An 18,349-nucleotide genomic window follows, 5' to 3' on the forward strand; every position below is an offset into this window, starting at 1 on the left:
CATAGGGGTTGGCCGGCCGCTGCTGCGTGCCGGCGCGTTGCGTGCGTAACGGGTTTGCCAGAGTAGGGCGCATGACGCGTCCATGGCAGGAGGTGTAAGTGAACTTGATCGCGAACTTTGCCGTTCTTGCGTCACGTCGAATGATATTCGACTTGCCGGTTTGCGACCTCGGCTGGGATGATGCCCTGACATTCATAAACGAGCTGGCTTCCCTGCCGCTCGGGCAGACGGTCATTTCCTTCGTCAACGCGCATAATATGCTCGTCATGCTGCGCGATGAGCACTACCGCGATGTCTTGGTGCACAACCTCGTTCTCCCCGATGGCATCGGCGTGGACATTGCCTCGCGCGTCGCTCACGGCGCCTCCTTCCCGGCCAATCTGAACGGTACTGACTTCGTGCCGGCCCTCCTGACTTTCATGGAACAGCCGAAGCGTATCGGTCTCGTCGGCGGTCGCCGCGACATCGTCGAAAAGGCGGCCGAGAATTTTCGCAATCATGCGCCATGGCACGAATTCGTCGTGATATCCGACGGCTATTTCGACAAGGTCGACAGCAGCGCCGTTACATCGGAGATCGAACGGCAGAAGCTCGATGTCCTGATCGTCGGAATGGGGACGCCGTTGCAGGAAAAATGGGTGGCCGATCATATCCGACCGCAGCATGCACGCCTTGTCATGACCGTGGGCGCTCTGTTCGATTTCGTATCCGGAACGGTTCCGCGTGCGCCCCGCATGGTACGTGCGCTCAGGCTGGAGTGGATCTTCCGCCTCCTGCAGGAGCCGTCCCGACTTTGGCGCCGCTATATCGTCGGCGTGCCGGTCTTCCTCTTCCAGGTCGTGTGGCATCGCTTCGGCCCACGCTATTCGACACTGCGGCAGACGGTCGGTTCCGTACGCGCCGACGCCCAAAGGAGACTGCCGGCGCCCGAAAAGTTCGGTCGCTAATGGCTGCCGGCAGGCCGTCCCGGCAGCTCGTCATTGCCGCCACGTTAACACTTTCTTTGCCATAGTAATTTAGAGTGGGTTAATCAATCGGACCTTGAGCGGCGATGTTGCGTCGGCCAAGAAGTGCGCGAGATGGGCCCTCAATGTCGTTCAGCCATGCGAACAGGAACTCGCCTTTTCCTGAGATCGATGCCCAAAAGGCATCGCGCGGAGGCAGTGCGCCCTATCGCGAGGACGACCGCTATCCCGCTCCCGCCAATATCCAGGGACCCAGCGATGCCGAGCTGATCGACATCCTGCAGCGCGCTCTCCGCGGCGACCCCTATCCCGTTTCCGGACGCAAGACTGTTTCCGAGCCAGTCGCCGAACCTCCATTGACAGACCGCATCCGCGGCATATTGCGTAGCGATCCGCCGATGACGAGAAACACGGCGCGAGCCGTTGTTTCGGCAGCATTGCCAACTCCTGCAGCATTGCCGCCCCAGCCTCAAATCTTGCCGAAGCAGGAGATTGCCGAGGAACGCATCGCACCGCCGGCGCCTCAGCCCGTGGCCAAGGTCGCACCGCGGGAAGCGAAAATCGGCCCAGCACCCGAAATCGTGAAAATCAACCAAGCAGCGAAGCCTACCCGTCGGGGCTGGAGCTTTGGCCTATCGTCCATCGCCTTCGTTGCCGCCGTCGCGATTTCAGGCGCAGTTCTGCCGGCATTCCTGGCAGGGCCGCCACAATATGTTGCGACCGCTCGTCTCCAGCTTCAGTCGGGAGCGGCGTCGCAACCCGGCTTTATGGATATTCTTACCAAGCGGATCGCCTCCCCACACCTCCTGTCCCAGGTGGTGGCGAAGCTCAAGCTTGACCGTGACCCGGAATTCACCGGCGGGACGGCAGGGCCGATCGGCGTCGCCGTCGATCTCCTGTCCAGCAGCGGTGCGGCGTCGGACGCCCTGTCCCGCGCCCAGGCTACCTTACGAAGCGCGATCGAGGTGACCCCGAACCGTCCGGCAGGACTGTTGTATCTTTCCGTCACGGCGGGCAGCGCAGAGAAATCGGCGCGGATCGCCAATATGCTGGCCGATGCGACAGTCTATGACGCCGTCATCTCGCCGGGAACAGAAATGCCGGGACAGGCATCCGCCATCGATGCGAACCGCAAGGCCTATGACCAGGCATCGGCAGCGCTTGCCGCCTTCAACACGCAAACTGGCCAGGACAAGATAAAGGCTGCGATTGACCTGCAGCAGGACAAGAGTGAGCTCGATAAGCAGGCTGCTGATGCCGATAAGGCCGTCGACGCCACCCGCATCCGACTCACCGCGGCAAAGACCGCGAAGCTGTCGGATGTTCTCGATGGTTCCCTTTCGCCGGACCTACGCTCCTCGCCGGCGCTCGAGGATATGCGCGACCGTTATGCTGCGGCGAAGACGACGCTTTCGCAGCTCTCAGCCGAGCTTGGCCCGCGCCACCCGCGCTTGCTCGCCCAGCAGGCGACCGTCGATGACCTGCGTGCCAATATACAGACGGAACTTCTGCGCCTCGTCGCCGCCAGCGATTCCGACCTGAAGGCAGCGCTTGCCGACCAGAAGGCGACTGCGGATCGCGTAGCCGCGCTGAGCCGCAAGGATATCGGCGTCGACATGGCACGCTTCGGGCAGTTGCAGGCCGCAGTCGAGGCCGCCCGCGAGCGCTACGAAAACAGCCTTCAGAGGACCGCTGAGACAAAGCCCTCGGCAGCACCCGTGCCGCTGTCAGTGGCCAGCCCCGCCATTGCTCCGAGCGCGCCGATCGAAGACAATCTCACGGCTGCTGAGACCGTCGGCTTCCTGATGGGCCTTGGCATTGCCCTTTGCCTGGTATTCCTTCGCAAGTGGATTGTTGATGCCCTGCTCGATGGAGCGGAAGGCGAGGCGGTTATCGCTGCAGAGCAGTCATCCCTCCGCAGCGAGCCGGTCATGGAGCCGCGCCGCCCGTCGATCGCTCCGTCGCCGCAGAAATTCGACGCCGCCATTCCCGTTGCCAACGATCTGCCGAAGGCTCCGCCCGCCGCCCCTCTGCCGGTCGCGACCCAGACCCCCGGGGTCACCGAGAATCCTGGGGTCACCGAAGATATCGCCGCACTCCAGGCTCGCATGGCATCCCTGCGGGCGAAGGTGGAAAGCTATGCCGCGAAGCGAAACGGCGCCCGCCGCTAGGCTTCGAGCGCCCGCTGCTCCAGCAGGCGCTCGAAAGCGGCCTTGATTCTCATGACGTGCGGCGTCTTGTAGTCGAACCCTTCATTGTGAAGGTGGATGAGCATCGAGGCATTCACCTCGAAGATCACGATCCGTCCGTCGGAATCGACCGAACAATCTATGCCGAAATAATCGAGACCGATTTCCTTGCGGATCGCATCAAGGGTCGCCATCGCCTCCGGTCCGAAGACACGGCCCGGGTTGTCGAGAAATGCCTGCTCTTCGTTGCGCATCCATTCCGCTTCGGCCATCCGAGTCGACGCGTGATGCACTTTCCAGGCATCGCCGATCGCCAGATGATAGGGAAGGATCTCTTCGCCGACGAAGACCAGCCGGTATTTCCGGAAAAAGCCGTCCGGGGAACTGTAGTCGACGAACTCGGTCAGATAGAGGGTGCGGTCTCCCGCCTCTTCGGCAAAGCCAAGCAACGCGGCCGGATCGGAAACCAGTTCCATCTTCTCCCCGCCATGTGTACCGGCGTGGCGAACGATCAACGGAAAGCCCTGGATCTCGCTTTCACTGAGCAGGTGCCGAAGATCGGCGCCATCCATGCGGACCGTCGTTGGCATGACCGCACCCGAAATCCCGGCAAGACGCTGCGAGATCGATTGGCGATCCGTTCCTGATATCAATTTGGGATGATTGATGACCGGCTTTTGAAGGGTGCTGATGAGGTCGGCAACAGAGGCGATCACATCAAGTCCGAAATCAGTCTCCGAAACCAGATTGACGACGACGTCGGCCTTGTCACCCAAGACGCCTGGATCGTAGCGGTAATCCGGCAGCACGATCGCGACATCCGCATCGAAGCTGGCGCCCTTGATCAAATCCTCATAGGGCGTGTTGCCGGCCATGGGCGAGAAAAGCATGAGCGCGCGAAGTCTTGCGGGCTGGTGCGCTGCCGGGTAGCTGCGAACTGCTCCCAGGCTGGCGAGGGAGCGAAAGCAGATGCGCGCTGCCTGCTCGTTGCCGAGTTCGTATTCGAGGTTTCCGCAAAGGAGCAGCGCTTCCCGATTGGTCGGGTCGGCCCGCAGCGCGTTCTGGGCGCATGCCAGCGCCGGCTCCGTGAGCCCTGCCTTCTTCAGCGCCTGCGCCTTGTTGCAAAGGCAGTAAAAATCAGTCGGGGCAAGCGACAGCCCCCGGTCGTAGGCCGCGATTGCCTGCTGAAGATTACCATCCGTCTGCAGCGCATCGCCAAGCAGCACCCAGGACGATACCTCGCCCGGCGCCAGCCGGCAGCACCGCGCCGCCGAGGCAACGGCCTCCGCCAAGTTGCCGGCGGACATAAGCAGACGGCTGCGTCTCGCCCATGCCAGGTTATAGTCGTCCTTCAGGGCGACTGCCCGGTCGAGACTGGAGAGGGCTTCGTCCGAGCGGCCGAGGTCCGCAAGTACCACCCCATGGTGATACCAGTGCCCGGCATCTTTCGGCCTTAGCGCAATTGCCTTGTCGTAACATTCCAATGCTCGCCCGAGATCGCCGACGGTCTGAGAGGCCATTCCGAGGCCGGCAACCACCTGGGCATCGTCAGGCTTGATGGCGAGCGACGCGTCGAACCACGCAACCGCTTCCTGCGGTCTGTCCGCCTGCAGAAGCAGAAATGCCAGCATGTTGCAGGCAACAGGCGCGCGGCGAACGAGATGATCCGACGACAGGAGCAGGGCGATCGCTCCGTCATTGTCGCCCGCACCCATCAGATCGCTGACCTGCGTCAGGACGGACAGAAGCGCCGAAGCATCAAACGAGGAAGCGGCTGGCGACTGGTTCATTCAAGGCGGCTTTCAAAAACGGAAGGACGGCAGCTGAACGCTGTAACTCTCGTATTTTAGAGGTTCAGCCTTGCCATAGGCTGACCAGTCCGACCTTTTCGCCGCGCGTCCGGGGATCGCGGAACGCCATTTCAGGATTGAAGGGCGCCACTTCGATAATTGGTGATCAACCGCAGCCAGGGCGCTGAGTGAAAGACGCTCATCAGCAGGTACATCGGCACCATGCCGCCCAGCAGCGACGCGTCTTGCGTGGTCGAGCACATCATCGCCATCTGGTCGCCGCCGAGGGCAACCGTCAGCAGCGCCATGATCGCAAAGGTCGGCGCGGTCGCGAGGCATAGCAAGTCGATTGCGCCGAAGGCGGCGGCGTTGCCGCCATTCTCGTTGCCAGCGCCGCGGGCGCCGTCGTCAATATGAATATTGCTCATGTTTTCCTCCTCCGCCGAGATGCGGCTACGCGGCGCAGGGCCGGGAGTTGAAATCCCGGTCCCGCCTTTGCGCGTCTCACTCAGCCCAGCTTGTATTCGTCGTGGCGGCGCCACCACATGCCTGTCTCGTTTCGGCCTCTCGGGGCGCGGTCGAGCCACTGGTACATGCCCCACAGCCCATCGAGCCCGCGGGAATAGGCGGAATAGGTATGGTAGACGACGCCGTCTTCAATCGCGAAAGCGCTCAGGCCCGGCCTTTCCCGTGCGTAAGTCGCCGTGTCGGTTCCGGACATTGCAGCACCAGAGGCTGCTCCGTCAGGTGTCTTGCGCGAGGGGACTGCGACAGAACCTTCGTCCTCGCGTGGCTGCCACGCCGCTTCGCGCCGGTAATTGTAGTCGATGCCTCCGCCGCGCTGTTGCTCCTCGCTGAACCAGACATTGAAATCGGCGTTGAAGTCGCCGCCATAGGACGAGGCCCAGGGAAAGGTCCATCCCATCCGCTCCTGATACGCTTTGAGCTTCGCAAGGGGAGCGCGCGACACGGCGGAAAACATCACGTCGTGGTTCTGCAAGTGGACGGCGATGCCGTTGAACCCGTCGGCGATCGACGAACAGGACGGGCAGCCCGCGCTATAGTCTGGCCCGAACATGAAATGGTAGACGAGAAGCTGGGAGCGTCCCTTGAAGAGATCGACCAGAGAAACGGTTCCCTTGTCGGTTTCGAATCGATACTCATTGTCGATCCGAACCCAGGGCATCTTCTGACGCCATTGCGCCAGTTCGTCGCTGCGCCGCGTCAGTTCCTTCTCCTCCTGGAGCAGCCCGAGCCGCGCCTTCAACCATTCATCGCGTGAAACAACTTGATTAAGCATAGCGAACCTCCTGTTGGTGTATGCCTGTTGCGTTGACGATCAATTCCGGTCGAGCTCCGTTTCAGCGGGTCGACCTCGCCCGCCCGCCGGCGCAGCGCGCCGTCGGCATGGGTTTCGATTTCTGTCGTTCAGTTCGTCTGCCTGCCGTCAGGCCGGCAGCATGCGGTCATAATCCGCCCTGAGGCGGCTCCAGCCGTCCCAGTAAGGCTCGGGCTCCGTGGCCGTGACGCGGGCGACCAGAATGTCGAGGTGCATGTGCCAGCCGGCACCGACCATCAAGGTGATTGCGCGGTCGGGCAGGCGACGATGGATAACTGTCAGCAAGACCTCGGCACCTTTCGAGGCCAGCTCAAAGGAAACCTCGCCGCCAGTTCCCCAGGTGAAGGTGAGCTTGTTGGGAGGATCGAGCTCGACAATACGGCTTTCCATCCGATGCTCATCGGAGAAGCCGGACGGCCGATGACCGGGCGGGTTAGTAAGTTCATTGTTTCGCCAGACCAGCTCGAAAGGCGCACCAACCTTCATCTCCATCTGGCCCGCGGCCAGCCACTGGCGGCGCAGATCTCCATCGGTGAGATACGCCCATATGCGCTCGATCGGGCCAGGCAGAAGGCGCTGGATCTTCATCGTCGCCGGTTCGGTCAGCATGCCATAGGCACTCGGGCTCGCAAGCTCGGTCATTTCTCATCTCCTCTTTTTGGGTTGGTGGATTCGCGTGCGTCCTCTTCGCGCAGCAGCCGTTCGAGTACATCCAGACGACCGCTCCAGAAGCGTTCGTAGAAGCTCAGCCATTGATGGGCGCTGGCGAGCGGTCCGGGCTCAAGACGGCACAAATGGGTTCTGCCGCGTATTTCGCGACGGATCAGCCCGGCACCTTCCAGCACCTTGATGTGCTTCGAGGCCGCCGCAAGCGAGATTGCGAAGGGTTCGGCAAGCTGGCCGACCGTTCGCTCGCCATCGGCGAGTTCATGAAGCATCTCTCGGCGCGTGGCGTCGGAAAGGGCGTGAAAGATCGAATCCATCTCAATCGCCTCTAATTCAACCATGTGGTTGAATATGGACTGGAACGAATTAATAGTCAACCGATTAGTTGAATGACGAGCTGGCGCCCGAATTGCCCATCATTGTGCGGCGTCGCGAATTTACCGTCTCTGCGTCTCGAACTTCGGCCGCAAACCCAATGAGGCCAGCCCGTAGCGATGCTGCAGCCACAGCAGCAGAAAACCGAACAGCGGGATGATGATGTCCATGTAGAAAATGACGCCCGCGTTGCCGGGAGCGAAATTGTGCTGCGTGATCATCTGCCACACATGTCCCGCGGCGGCGCCGAGCGTGAAGACGCTCGGACCGATGATGGCTGCGAGGCGCAGATCGAAGCTGCGGAATGCCGCGATGAAGCCGACGACGGCAAAGCCGAGGCTCGCAGTCGCGACTTCGAACTGGAACGGGCTGTCTGCCCAACCGATGAAGGCGGCGGACATCCGCCCGAAAAAGGCATGCATGACGAAGTTGTAGAAGTTGCCGACCCCAACGACCCAGAACACGTGCCAGGCAAGCACCTTTTCGATGATGACCGACCAGCCGGCGGGCTTCGGCGCTCGCGCGATGGCGACGATCGAAAACAACAGGCCGATGACGAGAAAGGTGAAGGAGTAATTCGACGCGGCGAAGGAAATTGTCCCTTTGATGATGTCTGCCATCACGGCTCCTCCCTGTTGCGCCTCCCTGTTGCCCCCATGGGCGAAGGTCAATTCAACTCGTTGCCCTTGCCCGTATGCTCTCGGGATACCATTGGGTAAATTTGACCGCCGCGACGAGTGCCGCGATCGTTGCGATAATGCCGACCCGCTGCGGCAACGAGGGGACATAGAGAAGCAGGAGATCGGCGATAACCATGACGACGGAGGCCAGGGCCCATACCGCCGTGATGATATAGTTCGTGCGGATGAATACCGGACTGTCCCAAAGCTCGCGGGGAACGCTTTCCCTTGCATATTGCAGAGTGAACGGCCGCCGAAGCGCCATGGAAACGAGCACGATGAAAAGGAGGCCGAGATCGACTCGCAGCCTGATGGCCACGATCGGCCATGTCGGATTGGCAAGGATGGCGTAGAGCGCGAGCGCGGCAAACAGGATCACTGTTCCGATCTCAAGCACCTTCGGAGCGCGACCGGGCATCACGAGATCGCGGATGAGCATTGCCGCCGATATCACGGCGCCGGCAATCAGCCCCTCTGTCGCACCGACGAAATGGTCGACGAGCGCGAAAACGACAAACGGAACGAAGGCCAGTACAATTCCCATCACTTCCTCTGGCACTGCGAAATGTCTGGGCTGGTCAGGTTTCCTTGCGCATCGGCCTTGGCCGAATGGCGAGCATCCGCTTGGGGGATGCTTCTGTCTATATGATGCTATAGGTAGAATCTTAACGTACGAGCAAACGGTAGCGTTGTAAATGGAAATTCGGCGCAGGTCCCGAAGGATGGGGCAATATCCGCGAAGGTCCTTGCGTCCCAGTGGCGTTGGATTCTCCTTGCAATTGGCGCTTTTTGACAGCATAGGGCGCTAGGAGGCAAATCTGCTCGTCCTTCGGCTTGTAGATTGCCGCAGAAACCATTCTCGGGGAGAAACGCGTGGCTGATGTGATCGACGGCAAGCAGGTTGCAGCTTCGGTAATCGATAAGGTCAAGGCCGCTGCGAGCGCCCTTGAGACGGAAACCGTCTTGAAGACGGGCCTTGCCGTCGTCATCGTCGGCGACGATCCGGCAAGCCACACCTATGTCGCCGCCAAGAGCCGCATGGCCAAGGAATGCGGCTTCAATTCCATCCAGCACACGCTGCCGGCCGAGACCACGCAAGTCGAGCTTGCAGCTCTGGTCGCAACGCTCAATGCGGATCCGGCGGTCAACGGCATCCTCGTCCAGCTGCCGCTGCCAAAGCACCTGAACTCAGACGCCATCATCCAGTCGATCCTGCCGGAAAAGGATGTCGATGGCCTGCATGTCGTCAATGCCGGCAAGCTTGCGACCGGCGATCTCGCAACCGGCCTGATCTCCTGCACGCCGGCTGGCGCCATGCTCTTCGTGCGCCGCACCCATGGCGAGGACCTGTCGGGCCTGAACGCCGTCGTCATCGGCCGCTCCAACCTCTTCGGCAAGCCGATGGCGCAGCTTCTGCTCAATGCCAACGCGACCGTCACCATTGCCCATTCGCGCACCAGGGACCTGCCATCCGTCGCCCGCAACGCCGATATCCTGGTCGCCGCCGTCGGTCGTCCGGAAATGGTGAGGGCCGATTGGGTAAAGCCCGGTGCAACCGTCATTGACGTCGGTATCAACCGCATCGATGCGCCGGAGCGCGGCGAGGGCAAGAGCCGCCTCGTCGGCGACGTCGCCTTTGCGGAATGCGCCGAAGTCGCCTGCGTCATCACCCCGGTCCCGGGTGGCGTCGGTCCGATGACGATCGCCATGCTGATGGCAAACACCGTCATCGCCGCCTACCGCGCCGCCGGGAAGGTCGCGCCGACGTTTTGAGGATTTGTTGCTGAGGAATTGCCTGCCGTCGGATGGTCCAGTATGCCCCTCATCCGCCTGCCGGCACCTTCTCCCCGCTTGCGGGGCCAAGGGGACTCTCGGCAACGCTCCAGTTCCTCTCCAGCGTAGCACAAGGCACGTCCTCTCGCCCCGCCTGCGGGGAGAGGGGCAAAGCCAGGACGGAAAATGCCAGTGGTCCGGGATTTATTCACCCTGCCGGCGCCGCCCCCGTAGACGCCCGCACGATCAGCTCCGCCTTCCACAATTCCTGTTCCGGATAGCTGCCGAGATCCTTGATCTGGCCGATCAGACGCTCGGCGATGCGCACGCCCGCGGCGCGCAGCGGCGAGCGGGTGGTCGTCAGCGGAACGGAGAAATTTTCCGGTTTCAAGAGCGGCAGCACGTCGTCATGGGCAATCAGCGAGATATCCTCGCCGAGTTTCAGGCCGGCCTGGTTGATGATGCGGATGGCGCCGAGCGCAAGCACCGTGCTCGAACAGAGGATGGCCGTCGGCCGCTCGGGCAGCTGCAGGAAGCGCTCCATGGCAAACAGCCCCTGTTCATCCGTCATTGCGGTGTGGGTAACACAGACCTCGTCAAGCGTCAGCCCTCGTTCGGCAAGGGCAGCACCCACGCCCATCTTCCGGCGGATCGCGAAGTCGAGATGCTCTGGCCCGTTCATGACGGCGAACCGGCGATGTCCGAGCTGGAGCAGCAGTTTCGTCGCGTCGTAGAAGGCCGCCTCGTTGTCGATGTCGAGATAGGGATAGTCAGGCTCGCTGCCGATTGAGCGGCCATGCACGACAAAAGGGATGGACAGCGATTTCAGCATGTCGAGCCGCGGATCGTGGCCGCGCATATAGGCGACGAACAACGCGTCCACGTTGCCGCTGATCGCAAGCCGCCGAAGTGCACCCACTTCGTCGTTCGGGTCGGCGGGGGTGATGACGAAGTGAAAGTCGTGCCGCAGCGCCTCCTCGCCAAGGCCGGTCAGGAACTCGCCGAAATGCACGTCGGAGGGATGGCCGGGCGCCGTCGGCATGACGAGGCCGAGCGACCCGGCCTTTCCGGTCGCCAGCCGTTGTGCGGCCTTGTTGGGACGATATCCTGTCTCGCGGACGGCCTGAAGCACGCGTTCGCGCGTTTCCCTGTTGACTTCCGGATATCCGTTGAGGGCGCGGCTGACTGTGGTCTGCGACAGGCCTAACATTTGCGATAGCTGCTTCAGATTCACGGCCTGCAATCCTCTTCCCGGCGCGCATGAACGTCTTCGAAACGTTACGAGCCGCGCTGCTTCAGCGCCTTAATGTCTTCCAAAGCGCTTTAAAATATGTAGCACGCGAACGGCTTGACTCAAGAAAAATCGCTCCATATTTCCGTTTAATCGATGCTGCATTGCGAGATTTCCGCTGCGTAACAGTCGATTTCGCAAATTCACTTGACTTCAAACGCGCCTCAGTAGAATGAATTTAGTAGCCAAAGCGCTTTGAGGAATTGCGCATTTTGAGCTTTGGGGGGACGATCCCCTTATGTGATGGGAGGTTGATCACATGAAGAAGATACTTTTGCTGAGCGTTGCCGTGGCGGCAATGGTCGCCGGCACCGCATCCGCCGCCGACCTGAAATTTCCGCCTGGCCAGGATTCCAAGTTCAACTGGAAGAGCTATGACGATTTCAAGGCCGGCCATGCCGACCTGAAGGGTCAGGAACTGACCATCTTCGGCCCGTGGCGCGGCGAAGACGAAGCGCTGTTCACCAGCGTTCTCAATTATTTCACCGAAGCGACCGGCGTGAACGCCAAGTATTCCTCCTCCGAAAACTATGAGCAGCAGATCGTCATCGACACGCAGGCCGGTTCGCCGCCGAATGTCGCGATCCTGCCGCAGCCGGGTCTTCTGGCAAACCTCGCAAGTCAGGGGCACCTGACGCCGCTCGGCGACGATCTGGCAAAGTGGGTCAAGGATAATTACGGCGCCGGCGACAGCTGGGTCAGCTACGGCACCTACAAGGGCAAGGACGGCAAGGAGGCCTTCTATGCCTTCCCCTACAAGGCCGACCTGAAGTCGCTCGTCTGGTACGTGCCGGAGAATTTCAAGGAAGGCGGCTATCAGGTCCCGACCACCCTGGAAGACCTTGAAAAGCTGACCGACCAGATCGCCAAGGATGGCGGCGTTCCCTGGTGCATCGGCCTTGGTTCCGGCGGTGCGACGGGTTGGCCGGCAACCGACTGGGTCGAAGACATCATGCTGCGCATCAACACGCCGCAGGATTACGATCACTGGACGACCAACGAGCTGAAGTTCAACGATCCGAAGGTCGTTGCCGCGATCGACGAGTTCGGCAAGTTTGCCAAGAACCCGAAATATGTCGACGGCGGCGTTGCAGCCGTGGCCTCGACCGACTTCCGCGACAGCCCGAAGGGTCTCTTCTCGGTGCCGCCGAAGTGCTACATGCACAAGCAGGCCTCGTTCATTCCGTCCTTCTTCCCTGAAGGCACGAAGCTTGGCCAGGACGCCGACTTCTTCTACTTCCCGCCCGCTGCCGCCCATCCGGAACTCGGCAAGCCCGTGCTCGGCGCCGGTACGCTTGCAACCATCACCAAGGATTCGCCGGCTGCCCGCGCCTTCATCCAGTTCCTGCAGACGCCGATCGCCCAGGAAATCTGGATGGCGCAATCAGGTTTCCTGACCCCGTATAAGGGCGTCAACAAGGCCGCCTACGCCAACGATACGCTCCGCAAGGAAGGTGAACTCCTGACGACGGCTACGACCTTCCGCTTCGACGGCTCGGACCTGATGCCCGGCAAGATCGGTGCAGGCTCCTTCTGGACCGGCATGGTCGACTTCGTCGGCGGCAAGTCGGCGCAGGAAGCCGGCGACGCCATCCAGAAGTCCTGGGACGGCATCAAGTAAGCGACCCCATCGCTCAGATCATCGGCCACGAGGGGTGGCCGGTGATCTCGCCTGCCGCGACTGCCAATAAAAATGAGATAAAGGGAGGGGTGGATGATTTCGCAAATCCTGTCGGCCTTGGGGGCCGTCGTGCTCGGAGTGGGCGCCTGTGTGCTCTATTTCTGGGCCTCGAACAAGCTGCTCGACATGGCGCTGCCGGACAAGGGGGATGTCCAGGTTGCTTCTCGCAATCTGCGTTATCGTTCGGTGATCCGCCCCTGGCTCTTTCTCGGGCCGGCGCTGATCCTGCTCGCCGTCTATCTCGTCTATCCTGTCATCGCGACCTTCATTCTGTCCTTCTACGATCGCAACGGCGCTCAATTCGTCGGTCTTGCCAATTATCATTGGGCGATCAACGACGATGAATTTCGCCAATCGATCTTCAACAACATCCTCTGGCTCGCCGTCGTCCCGGCCGCCTGCACCTTCTTCGGCCTCGTCATCGCCGTCATGACCGACCGCATCTGGTGGGGCAATATCGCCAAGAGCATCGTCTTCATGCCGATGGCGATCTCCTTCGTTGGCGCCTCCGTCATCTGGAAGTTCATCTACGAGTATCGCGGCGGCAACGACGTGCAGATCGGCCTCCTGAACGCCATCGTCCAGCTCTTCGGCGGCACGCCTGAAGTCTGGATCTCGGTACCCTTCTGGAACAATTTCTTCCTGATGATCATCCTGATCTGGATCCAGACAGGCTTTGCCATGGTCATCCTGTCAGCGGCCCTGCGCGGCATTCCGGAAGAGACCATCGAGGCTGCCGTCATCGATGGCGCCAATGGTTGGCAGATCTTCTGGAAGATCATGGTGCCGCAGGTCTGGGGCACGATCGCCGTCGTCTGGACGACGATCACCATTCTCGTGCTCAAGGTCTTCGATATCGTGCTGACCATGACCAATGGTCAGTGGAACACCATGGTTCTCGCCAATCTCATGTTCAACTGGCTGTTCCGTGGCGGCGGCGACAGCGGCCGAAGCGCCGTCATCGCGCTGATCATCATGCTCGCCGTCACGCCGATCATGATCTGGAACGTGCGTCGCGCCAATCGCGAACTGGGAGGCCGCTAAGATGCAGGCCACATCAAGCCTTCGCCGTATCGGAGCGGCGCGCCTCTTCGTCCACCTCGTCGTCCTCATCATCGTCATCATCTGGCTGGTGCCGACGCTCGGCATCTTCGTCAGCGCGCTGCGCGACAAGGATCAGATCACCGTCTCCGGTTGGTGGACGGCATTTGCCGGTTCCTCGCAGATGTCGGCCGTTCGTCTCGCGGGCGGCGACAAGGCGCAGCAGGACGGCGCCAATTATGTCATCTCCGGTTCCGTCTTTGGTCCCGGTGGTGGCGGCACCGTCCGCTCCTTCGGCACGCGCGTCCAGGCGCCCTCGGCCTACGAGGCCGGAACGACTGCCGACCTTGGCGATGGCGAAACGCTGCTGATCAACAGCGATGGCACCTATCGTTACAGCAAGAACGCCCCCTTCGGCGACGCAAGCGGCCGGCGCGTCTATCTCTCCGTCGCGACCCCGCCGAAATTCACGATGCAGAACTACAAGAACGTTCTGACGAGCGAGGGCATCGGCCAGTCCTTCATCAACTCGCTGACGGTCACGATCCCGGCCACGATCATCCCGATCCTGGTCGCAGCCTTCGCCGCCTATGCGCTCGCCTGGATGGAGTTTCCCGGGCGTGCGCTGTTGATTGCGGTCGTGGTCGGCCTCATCGTCGTGCCGCTGCAGATGTCGCTGATCCCGCTTCTTCGCATCTATAACGAGATCGGCCAGCTCTTCGGTGTGCCTTCCAAGACCTATCCGGGCATATGGCTGGCGCACACCGCCTTCGGCATGCCGCTCGCCATCTATCTGCTGCGCGCCTATATCGCCGGCCTGCCGCGCGAGATCATCGAATCCGCCCGTGTCGATGGCGCCAGCGATTTCGATATCTTCGTGAAGATCATCCTGCCGCTGTCTTTCCCCGCGCTCGCCTCCTTCGCGATCTTCCAGTTCCTGTGGGTCTGGAACGACCTTTTGATCGCCATGGTCTTCCTCGGCACCGACAAGGACCATCTGGTTCTAACAGGGGCGCTCAACGCGCTGCTCGGTTCGCGCGGCGGCAATTGGGAAATCCTGACGGCCTCGGCCTTCGTCACCATCGTAGTCCCGCTCCTCGTCTTCTTCGGTCTGCAGCGCTATCTCGTGCGCGGTCTGCTTGCCGGGTCGGTGAAGGGGGGCTGATCCATAATCCGCATTGATACAGGACACTAAGTAATGAGCGTTGCCCCTCAATCCCTCTCGGCACCTGATAAGGACTGGTGGCGTGGTGCTGTGATCTACCAGATCTATCCGCGCTCCTATCAGGACAGCAACGGCGACGGCATCGGTGATCTGAAGGGCATCGCCGCGCGCCTGCCGCATGTGGCGGGCCTCGGCGCTGATGCCATCTGGATCTCGCCGTTCTTCATGTCGCCGATGCGGGATTTCGGTTACGACGTGTCCGATTACGAAGATGTCGACCCGATCTTCGGCACGCTTGCCGATTTCGATAGCCTGATCGCGGAGGCACACCGTCTCGGTATCAAGGTTCTGATCGATCTCGTCATTTCTCACAGCTCCGACCGCCATCCCTGGTTCGTCGAAAGCCGCTCCAGCAAGGGCAACAAGAAGGCCGACTGGTACGTCTGGAGCGATGCGAAGCCGGACGGCACGCCGCCGAACAATTGGCTGTCGATCTTCGGCGGCTCCGCCTGGGCCTGGGACCCCACCCGCATGCAATATTACATGCACAACTTCCTGGTCTCGCAGCCCGATCTCAATCTGCACAATCCCGAGGTCCAGGACCGCCTGCTGGAGGTCGTGCGCTTCTGGCTCGACCGCGGTGTCGACGGCTTCCGGCTGGATACGATCAACTTCTACTTCCATGACCGCGAACTGCGCGACAATCCGGCGCTGGAGGTATCCCGCCGCAATGCGTCGACGGCGCCGGCGGTCAATCCCTACAATTTTCAGGAACATGTCTACGACAAGAACCGCCCGGAGAACCTCGCCTTCCTGAAGCGCTTCCGCGCCGTGCTCGAGGAATATCCGGCGATCGCAGCGGTCGGCGAAGTCGGCGACAGCCAGCGCGGCCTTGAGATCGTCGGCGAATACACGTCAGGCGGCGACAAGATGCACATGTGCTACGCCTTCGAATTCCTGGCGCCCGATCCGCTCTCGCCGGAGCGCGTCGAGGAGGTCATGCAGGATTTCGGCAAGGCGGCTCCTGATGGCTGGGCTTGCTGGGCATTCTCCAACCACGACGTGATGCGCTATGTCAGCCGCTGGGGCAGCCTGGTTGCCGATCGCGACAGTTTCGCCAAGCTCTATTCCTCGATCCTGATGACGCTGCGTGGCTCCGTCTGCCTCTATCAGGGCGAGGAACTGGGCCTCACCGAAGCCGATCTCGCCTATCAGGATCTGCAGGACCCTTATGGCATCCAGTTCTGGCCGGAATTCAAGGGTCGCGACGGCTGCCGCACCCCGATGGTCTGGGACAGCCAGGTCGCACAGGGCGGCTTCTCGACAGTTAAGCCCTGGCTCCCGGTGCCGGTCGAGCACATCCTGCGCGCCGTCAGCGTCCAGAGCGGCGACGAGAATTCGGTGCTGGAGCACTATCGCCGCTTCATTGGCTTCCGCAAGCAATACCCTGCCTTCGCCAAGGGCGAGATCGCCTTTTTCGAGCCGCAGGGCGACGCGCTGCTTTACACCCGCACCTACGGCAACGAGACCATCCTTTGCGTTTTCAATATGGGTGCGGCAGAGACGCTGACCGAACTGCCCGATGGAAACTGGCAGGCTTTGTCAGGGCACGGATTTGCGAGCAACAACTACGGCAACAAGATCGATATTCCGGCCTGGGGAGCTTACTTCGCGCGTCTGGCCTAGAGCAATTCCAGCAAAAGTGTGAAACGGTTTTGCGTCTGGAATTGCGCAAAACCAAAAATATCAAGGGGAGGGGAGAGGGCATGACCGCACTTGAATTGAAGGGCATCAAAAAGTCATACGGCGCAGTCAACGTGCTGCACGGCATCGATCTCGACATCAAGCAGGGCGAATTCGTCGTCTTCGTCGGCCCTTCCGGTTGCGGAAAGTCGACGCTGCTGCGCATGATCGCCGGGCTCGAGAGCATCACCGGCGGCGAGATGGTGATCGACGGCAAGGTCGTCAACGAGGTGCCGCCGTCGCGTCGCGGCATCGCCATGGTCTTCCAGTCCTACGCGCTCTATCCCCACATGACGGTCTACGACAACATGGCCTTCGGCATGCGGATCGCCCGCGAGAACAAGCAGGAAATCGACCGGCGCGTGAAGGCCGCCGCCGCCAGCCTGCAACTGACCCAATATCTGGAACGGCTGCCGAAGGCTCTATCCGGCGGCCAGCGCCAGCGCGTGGCGATCGGCCGGGCGATCTGCCGCAACCCGAAGGTCTTCCTCTTCGACGAGCCCCTGTCGAACCTCGATGCCGCATTGCGCGTCGCCACTCGCATCGAGATTGCGCGGCTGAACGATTCCATGCCGGACACGACGATGATCTACGTCACCCACGACCAGGTCGAGGCGATGACGCTGGCGGACCGTATCGTCGTGCTGTCGGCCGGTCGCGTCGAGCAGGTCGGTGCGCCGCTGGAGCTTTACGAGCGTCCCGCCAACCTCTTCGTCGCCAAATTCATCGGCTCGCCTGCCATGAACATCATCCCGGCGACCGTTACGGCCAGCGGCGCAACGACGACGGTCACCCTGACGGGCGGCAAGTCTGTCACGCTCGATGTCCCGAGCGCCGAGTCCGAAAAGGGCAAGAAGGCAAGCTTCGGCGTGCGTCCCGAGGATCTGCGCGTCGCGACCGGCGACGACTATCTTTTCGAGGGCGAGATATCGATTGTCGAAGCGCTCGGCGAGGTAACCCTGCTCTATATCGAAGGCCTGGTCGAGGGCGAGCCGATCATCGCCAAGATTCCAGGAATTCTCGATGCCCATAGGGGCCAGAAGATGCGTTTTGCGGCAGACCGCAACAAGCTTCATCTCTTCGACGCCGAGGGCCAGACCTACCGCCGATAACCCCAAAAAAAGTCCACTCATAATTCATATTCGCCCCCGAAAACCCATGGTTCAAAACCATCTGTTAAGCCTTCCGATGTTAGCGTTATGGTTGCCAATGTTTTAGGGATTTTAGAGATGGCGGCGCCAGGGACTCCGGGTCACAACCACTTTTTGAACAAGGAAGAATCCTTCATGTACGACCGCGAAGTGCGGTTCCGCATGGAGGATACGATGAATGCCGCGCGCATCGAATTTACCGAGAAGGGCGTCATGCACATGGCGTCCCGTCGCTGCGACATCATCCGCATCTCACAGAGCGGTGCGATCCTCGCGATCCTGACGCAATACAATCTCCCGCAGCAGTTCTATCTTGATATTCCCGACGCCCGCATCACCAAGGTCGGCTGCATGCTGATGAAGGTCTTTGCCAACAACACGATCGAAGTCCGCTTCCTGCGCCTGATGACGGAGAAGGAACTGAACAAGATCTTCGTCTACTCGACCCATCCGGCGCATCGTGACAGGGTTCTGGATATTCGCGGATAAGCTATTTGAGG

17 protein-coding genes are annotated in these 18,349 nt (G+C 61.1%); 9 read left to right on the forward strand and 8 right to left on the reverse strand.

Translation table 11 applies throughout. The annotated features are described in order from the left end of the window. Positions 1-98: 98 nt before the first annotated feature. Positions 99-947: a WecB/TagA/CpsF family glycosyltransferase gene (locus DTW90_RS09065; RefSeq protein WP_132521211.1), complete on the forward strand. Its 849-nt coding sequence runs from the start codon at positions 99-101 to the stop codon at positions 945-947. A 143-nt stretch (positions 948-1,090) separates the two neighbouring features. Continuing rightward, positions 1,091-3,136 (forward strand): succinoglycan biosynthesis protein exop, encoded by a 2,046-nt coding sequence (locus DTW90_RS09070; RefSeq protein ID WP_188079909.1) that lies wholly within the window; start codon positions 1,091-1,093, stop codon positions 3,134-3,136. On the opposite strand, the gene DTW90_RS09075 is transcribed toward DTW90_RS09070, so the two are convergent. The 7 genes from DTW90_RS09075 to DTW90_RS09105 form a co-directional block, all read right to left on the reverse strand. After that, positions 3,133-4,944, reverse strand: coding sequence for a tetratricopeptide repeat protein (locus tag DTW90_RS09075; protein WP_149337765.1), 1,812 nt, complete (start codon positions 4,942-4,944; stop codon positions 3,133-3,135). The genes DTW90_RS09070 and DTW90_RS09075 overlap by 4 nt on opposite strands. A gap of 131 nt (positions 4,945-5,075) precedes the next feature. Continuing rightward, positions 5,076-5,372, reverse strand: coding sequence for a hypothetical protein (locus DTW90_RS09080; RefSeq protein ID WP_246664915.1), 297 nt, complete (start codon positions 5,370-5,372; stop codon positions 5,076-5,078). Between the two features lie 80 nt (positions 5,373-5,452). Next, positions 5,453-6,244 (reverse strand): thioredoxin family protein, encoded by a 792-nt coding sequence (locus DTW90_RS09085; protein ID WP_149337767.1) that lies wholly within the window; start codon positions 6,242-6,244, stop codon positions 5,453-5,455. Positions 6,245-6,391: 147 nt separating this feature from the next. Continuing rightward, entirely contained in the window at positions 6,392-6,925 is a 534-nt protein-coding gene (locus DTW90_RS09090; protein ID WP_149337769.1) for an SRPBCC family protein, read from the reverse strand. Further along, positions 6,922-7,290: a metalloregulator ArsR/SmtB family transcription factor gene (locus tag DTW90_RS09095; protein ID WP_149337771.1), complete on the reverse strand. Its 369-nt coding sequence runs from the start codon at positions 7,288-7,290 to the stop codon at positions 6,922-6,924. Before DTW90_RS09095 ends, DTW90_RS09090 begins: the two co-directional genes overlap by 4 nt. Before the next feature lie 96 nt (positions 7,291-7,386). Continuing rightward, positions 7,387-7,944 (reverse strand): DUF6790 family protein, encoded by a 558-nt coding sequence (locus DTW90_RS09100; RefSeq protein WP_149337773.1) that lies wholly within the window; start codon positions 7,942-7,944, stop codon positions 7,387-7,389. Positions 7,945-7,996: 52 nt separating this feature from the next. Then, positions 7,997-8,548 (reverse strand): hypothetical protein, encoded by a 552-nt coding sequence (locus tag DTW90_RS09105; protein ID WP_149337775.1) that lies wholly within the window; start codon positions 8,546-8,548, stop codon positions 7,997-7,999. Between the two features lie 329 nt (positions 8,549-8,877). Here DTW90_RS09105 and folD point away from each other — a divergent pair, with 329 nt between their 5' ends. After that, complete coding sequence (gene folD / locus DTW90_RS09110) at positions 8,878-9,777, forward strand: bifunctional methylenetetrahydrofolate dehydrogenase/methenyltetrahydrofolate cyclohydrolase FolD (protein ID WP_149337777.1); 900 nt, start codon at positions 8,878-8,880, stop codon at positions 9,775-9,777. A gap of 208 nt (positions 9,778-9,985) precedes the next feature. Here folD and DTW90_RS09115 read toward each other — a convergent pair whose 3' ends face one another. Next, the gene (locus DTW90_RS09115; protein ID WP_149337778.1) at positions 9,986-11,011 is read right to left on the reverse strand and encodes a substrate-binding domain-containing protein; all 1,026 of its coding nucleotides are present in this window, start codon (positions 11,009-11,011) and stop codon (positions 9,986-9,988) included. Positions 11,012-11,327: 316 nt separating this feature from the next. Here DTW90_RS09115 and DTW90_RS09120 point away from each other — a divergent pair, with 316 nt between their 5' ends. The 6 genes from DTW90_RS09120 (at position 11,328) to DTW90_RS09145 (ending at position 18,338) form a co-directional block, all read left to right on the forward strand. Next, a complete protein-coding gene (locus tag DTW90_RS09120) occupies positions 11,328-12,689 on the forward strand; it encodes an ABC transporter substrate-binding protein (protein WP_149337780.1) in 1,362 nt (453 codons plus the stop codon). 93 nt (positions 12,690-12,782) lie between these two features. Further along, entirely contained in the window at positions 12,783-13,793 is a 1,011-nt protein-coding gene (locus DTW90_RS09125) for a sugar ABC transporter permease (RefSeq protein ID WP_149337782.1), read from the forward strand. Between the two features lies 1 nt (position 13,794). Further along, the gene (locus DTW90_RS09130; protein WP_132521236.1) at positions 13,795-14,955 is read left to right on the forward strand and encodes a carbohydrate ABC transporter permease; all 1,161 of its coding nucleotides are present in this window, start codon (positions 13,795-13,797) and stop codon (positions 14,953-14,955) included. Positions 14,956-14,988: 33 nt separating this feature from the next. Then, positions 14,989-16,641: an alpha-glucosidase gene (locus DTW90_RS09135; protein ID WP_132521238.1), complete on the forward strand. Its 1,653-nt coding sequence runs from the start codon at positions 14,989-14,991 to the stop codon at positions 16,639-16,641. 80 nt (positions 16,642-16,721) lie between these two features. Continuing rightward, a complete protein-coding gene (gene ugpC, locus DTW90_RS09140; RefSeq protein WP_149337784.1) occupies positions 16,722-17,810 on the forward strand; it encodes a sn-glycerol-3-phosphate ABC transporter ATP-binding protein UgpC in 1,089 nt (362 codons plus the stop codon). Positions 17,811-17,984: 174 nt separating this feature from the next. Next, on the forward strand, positions 17,985-18,338 hold the full coding sequence (locus tag DTW90_RS09145; protein WP_165927793.1) for a hypothetical protein: 354 nt from the start codon (positions 17,985-17,987) through the stop codon (positions 18,336-18,338). Positions 18,339-18,349 lie beyond the last annotated feature (11 nt).

This window comes from Neorhizobium sp. P12A, assembly GCF_008365395.1.
Classification (GTDB): Bacteria; Pseudomonadota; Alphaproteobacteria; order Rhizobiales; family Rhizobiaceae; genus Rhizobium.

Coding starts and splice junctions, on each gene's coding strand:
- DTW90_RS09070 (WP_188079909.1), top strand. CDS start 1,091: ATGTCGTTCAGCCATGCGAACAGGAACTCGCCTTTTCCTGAGATCGAT.
- DTW90_RS09075 (WP_149337765.1), bottom strand. CDS start 4,944: ATGAACCAGTCGCCAGCCGCTTCCTCGTTTGATGCTTCGGCGCTTCTG.
- DTW90_RS09080 (WP_246664915.1), bottom strand. CDS start 5,372: ATGAGCAATATTCATATTGACGACGGCGCCCGCGGCGCTGGCAACGAG.
- DTW90_RS09085 (WP_149337767.1), bottom strand. CDS start 6,244: ATGCTTAATCAAGTTGTTTCACGCGATGAATGGTTGAAGGCGCGGCTC.
- DTW90_RS09090 (WP_149337769.1), bottom strand. CDS start 6,925: ATGACCGAGCTTGCGAGCCCGAGTGCCTATGGCATGCTGACCGAACCG.
- DTW90_RS09095 (WP_149337771.1), bottom strand. CDS start 7,290: ATGGTTGAATTAGAGGCGATTGAGATGGATTCGATCTTTCACGCCCTT.
- DTW90_RS09100 (WP_149337773.1), bottom strand. CDS start 7,944: ATGGCAGACATCATCAAAGGGACAATTTCCTTCGCCGCGTCGAATTAC.
- DTW90_RS09105 (WP_149337775.1), bottom strand. CDS start 8,548: ATGGGAATTGTACTGGCCTTCGTTCCGTTTGTCGTTTTCGCGCTCGTC.
- DTW90_RS09120 (WP_149337780.1), top strand. CDS start 11,328: ATGAAGAAGATACTTTTGCTGAGCGTTGCCGTGGCGGCAATGGTCGCC.
- DTW90_RS09125 (WP_149337782.1), top strand. CDS start 12,783: ATGATTTCGCAAATCCTGTCGGCCTTGGGGGCCGTCGTGCTCGGAGTG.
- DTW90_RS09130 (WP_132521236.1), top strand. CDS start 13,795: ATGCAGGCCACATCAAGCCTTCGCCGTATCGGAGCGGCGCGCCTCTTC.
- DTW90_RS09135 (WP_132521238.1), top strand. CDS start 14,989: ATGAGCGTTGCCCCTCAATCCCTCTCGGCACCTGATAAGGACTGGTGG.
- ugpC (WP_149337784.1), top strand. CDS start 16,722: ATGACCGCACTTGAATTGAAGGGCATCAAAAAGTCATACGGCGCAGTC.
- DTW90_RS09145 (WP_165927793.1), top strand. CDS start 17,985: ATGTACGACCGCGAAGTGCGGTTCCGCATGGAGGATACGATGAATGCC.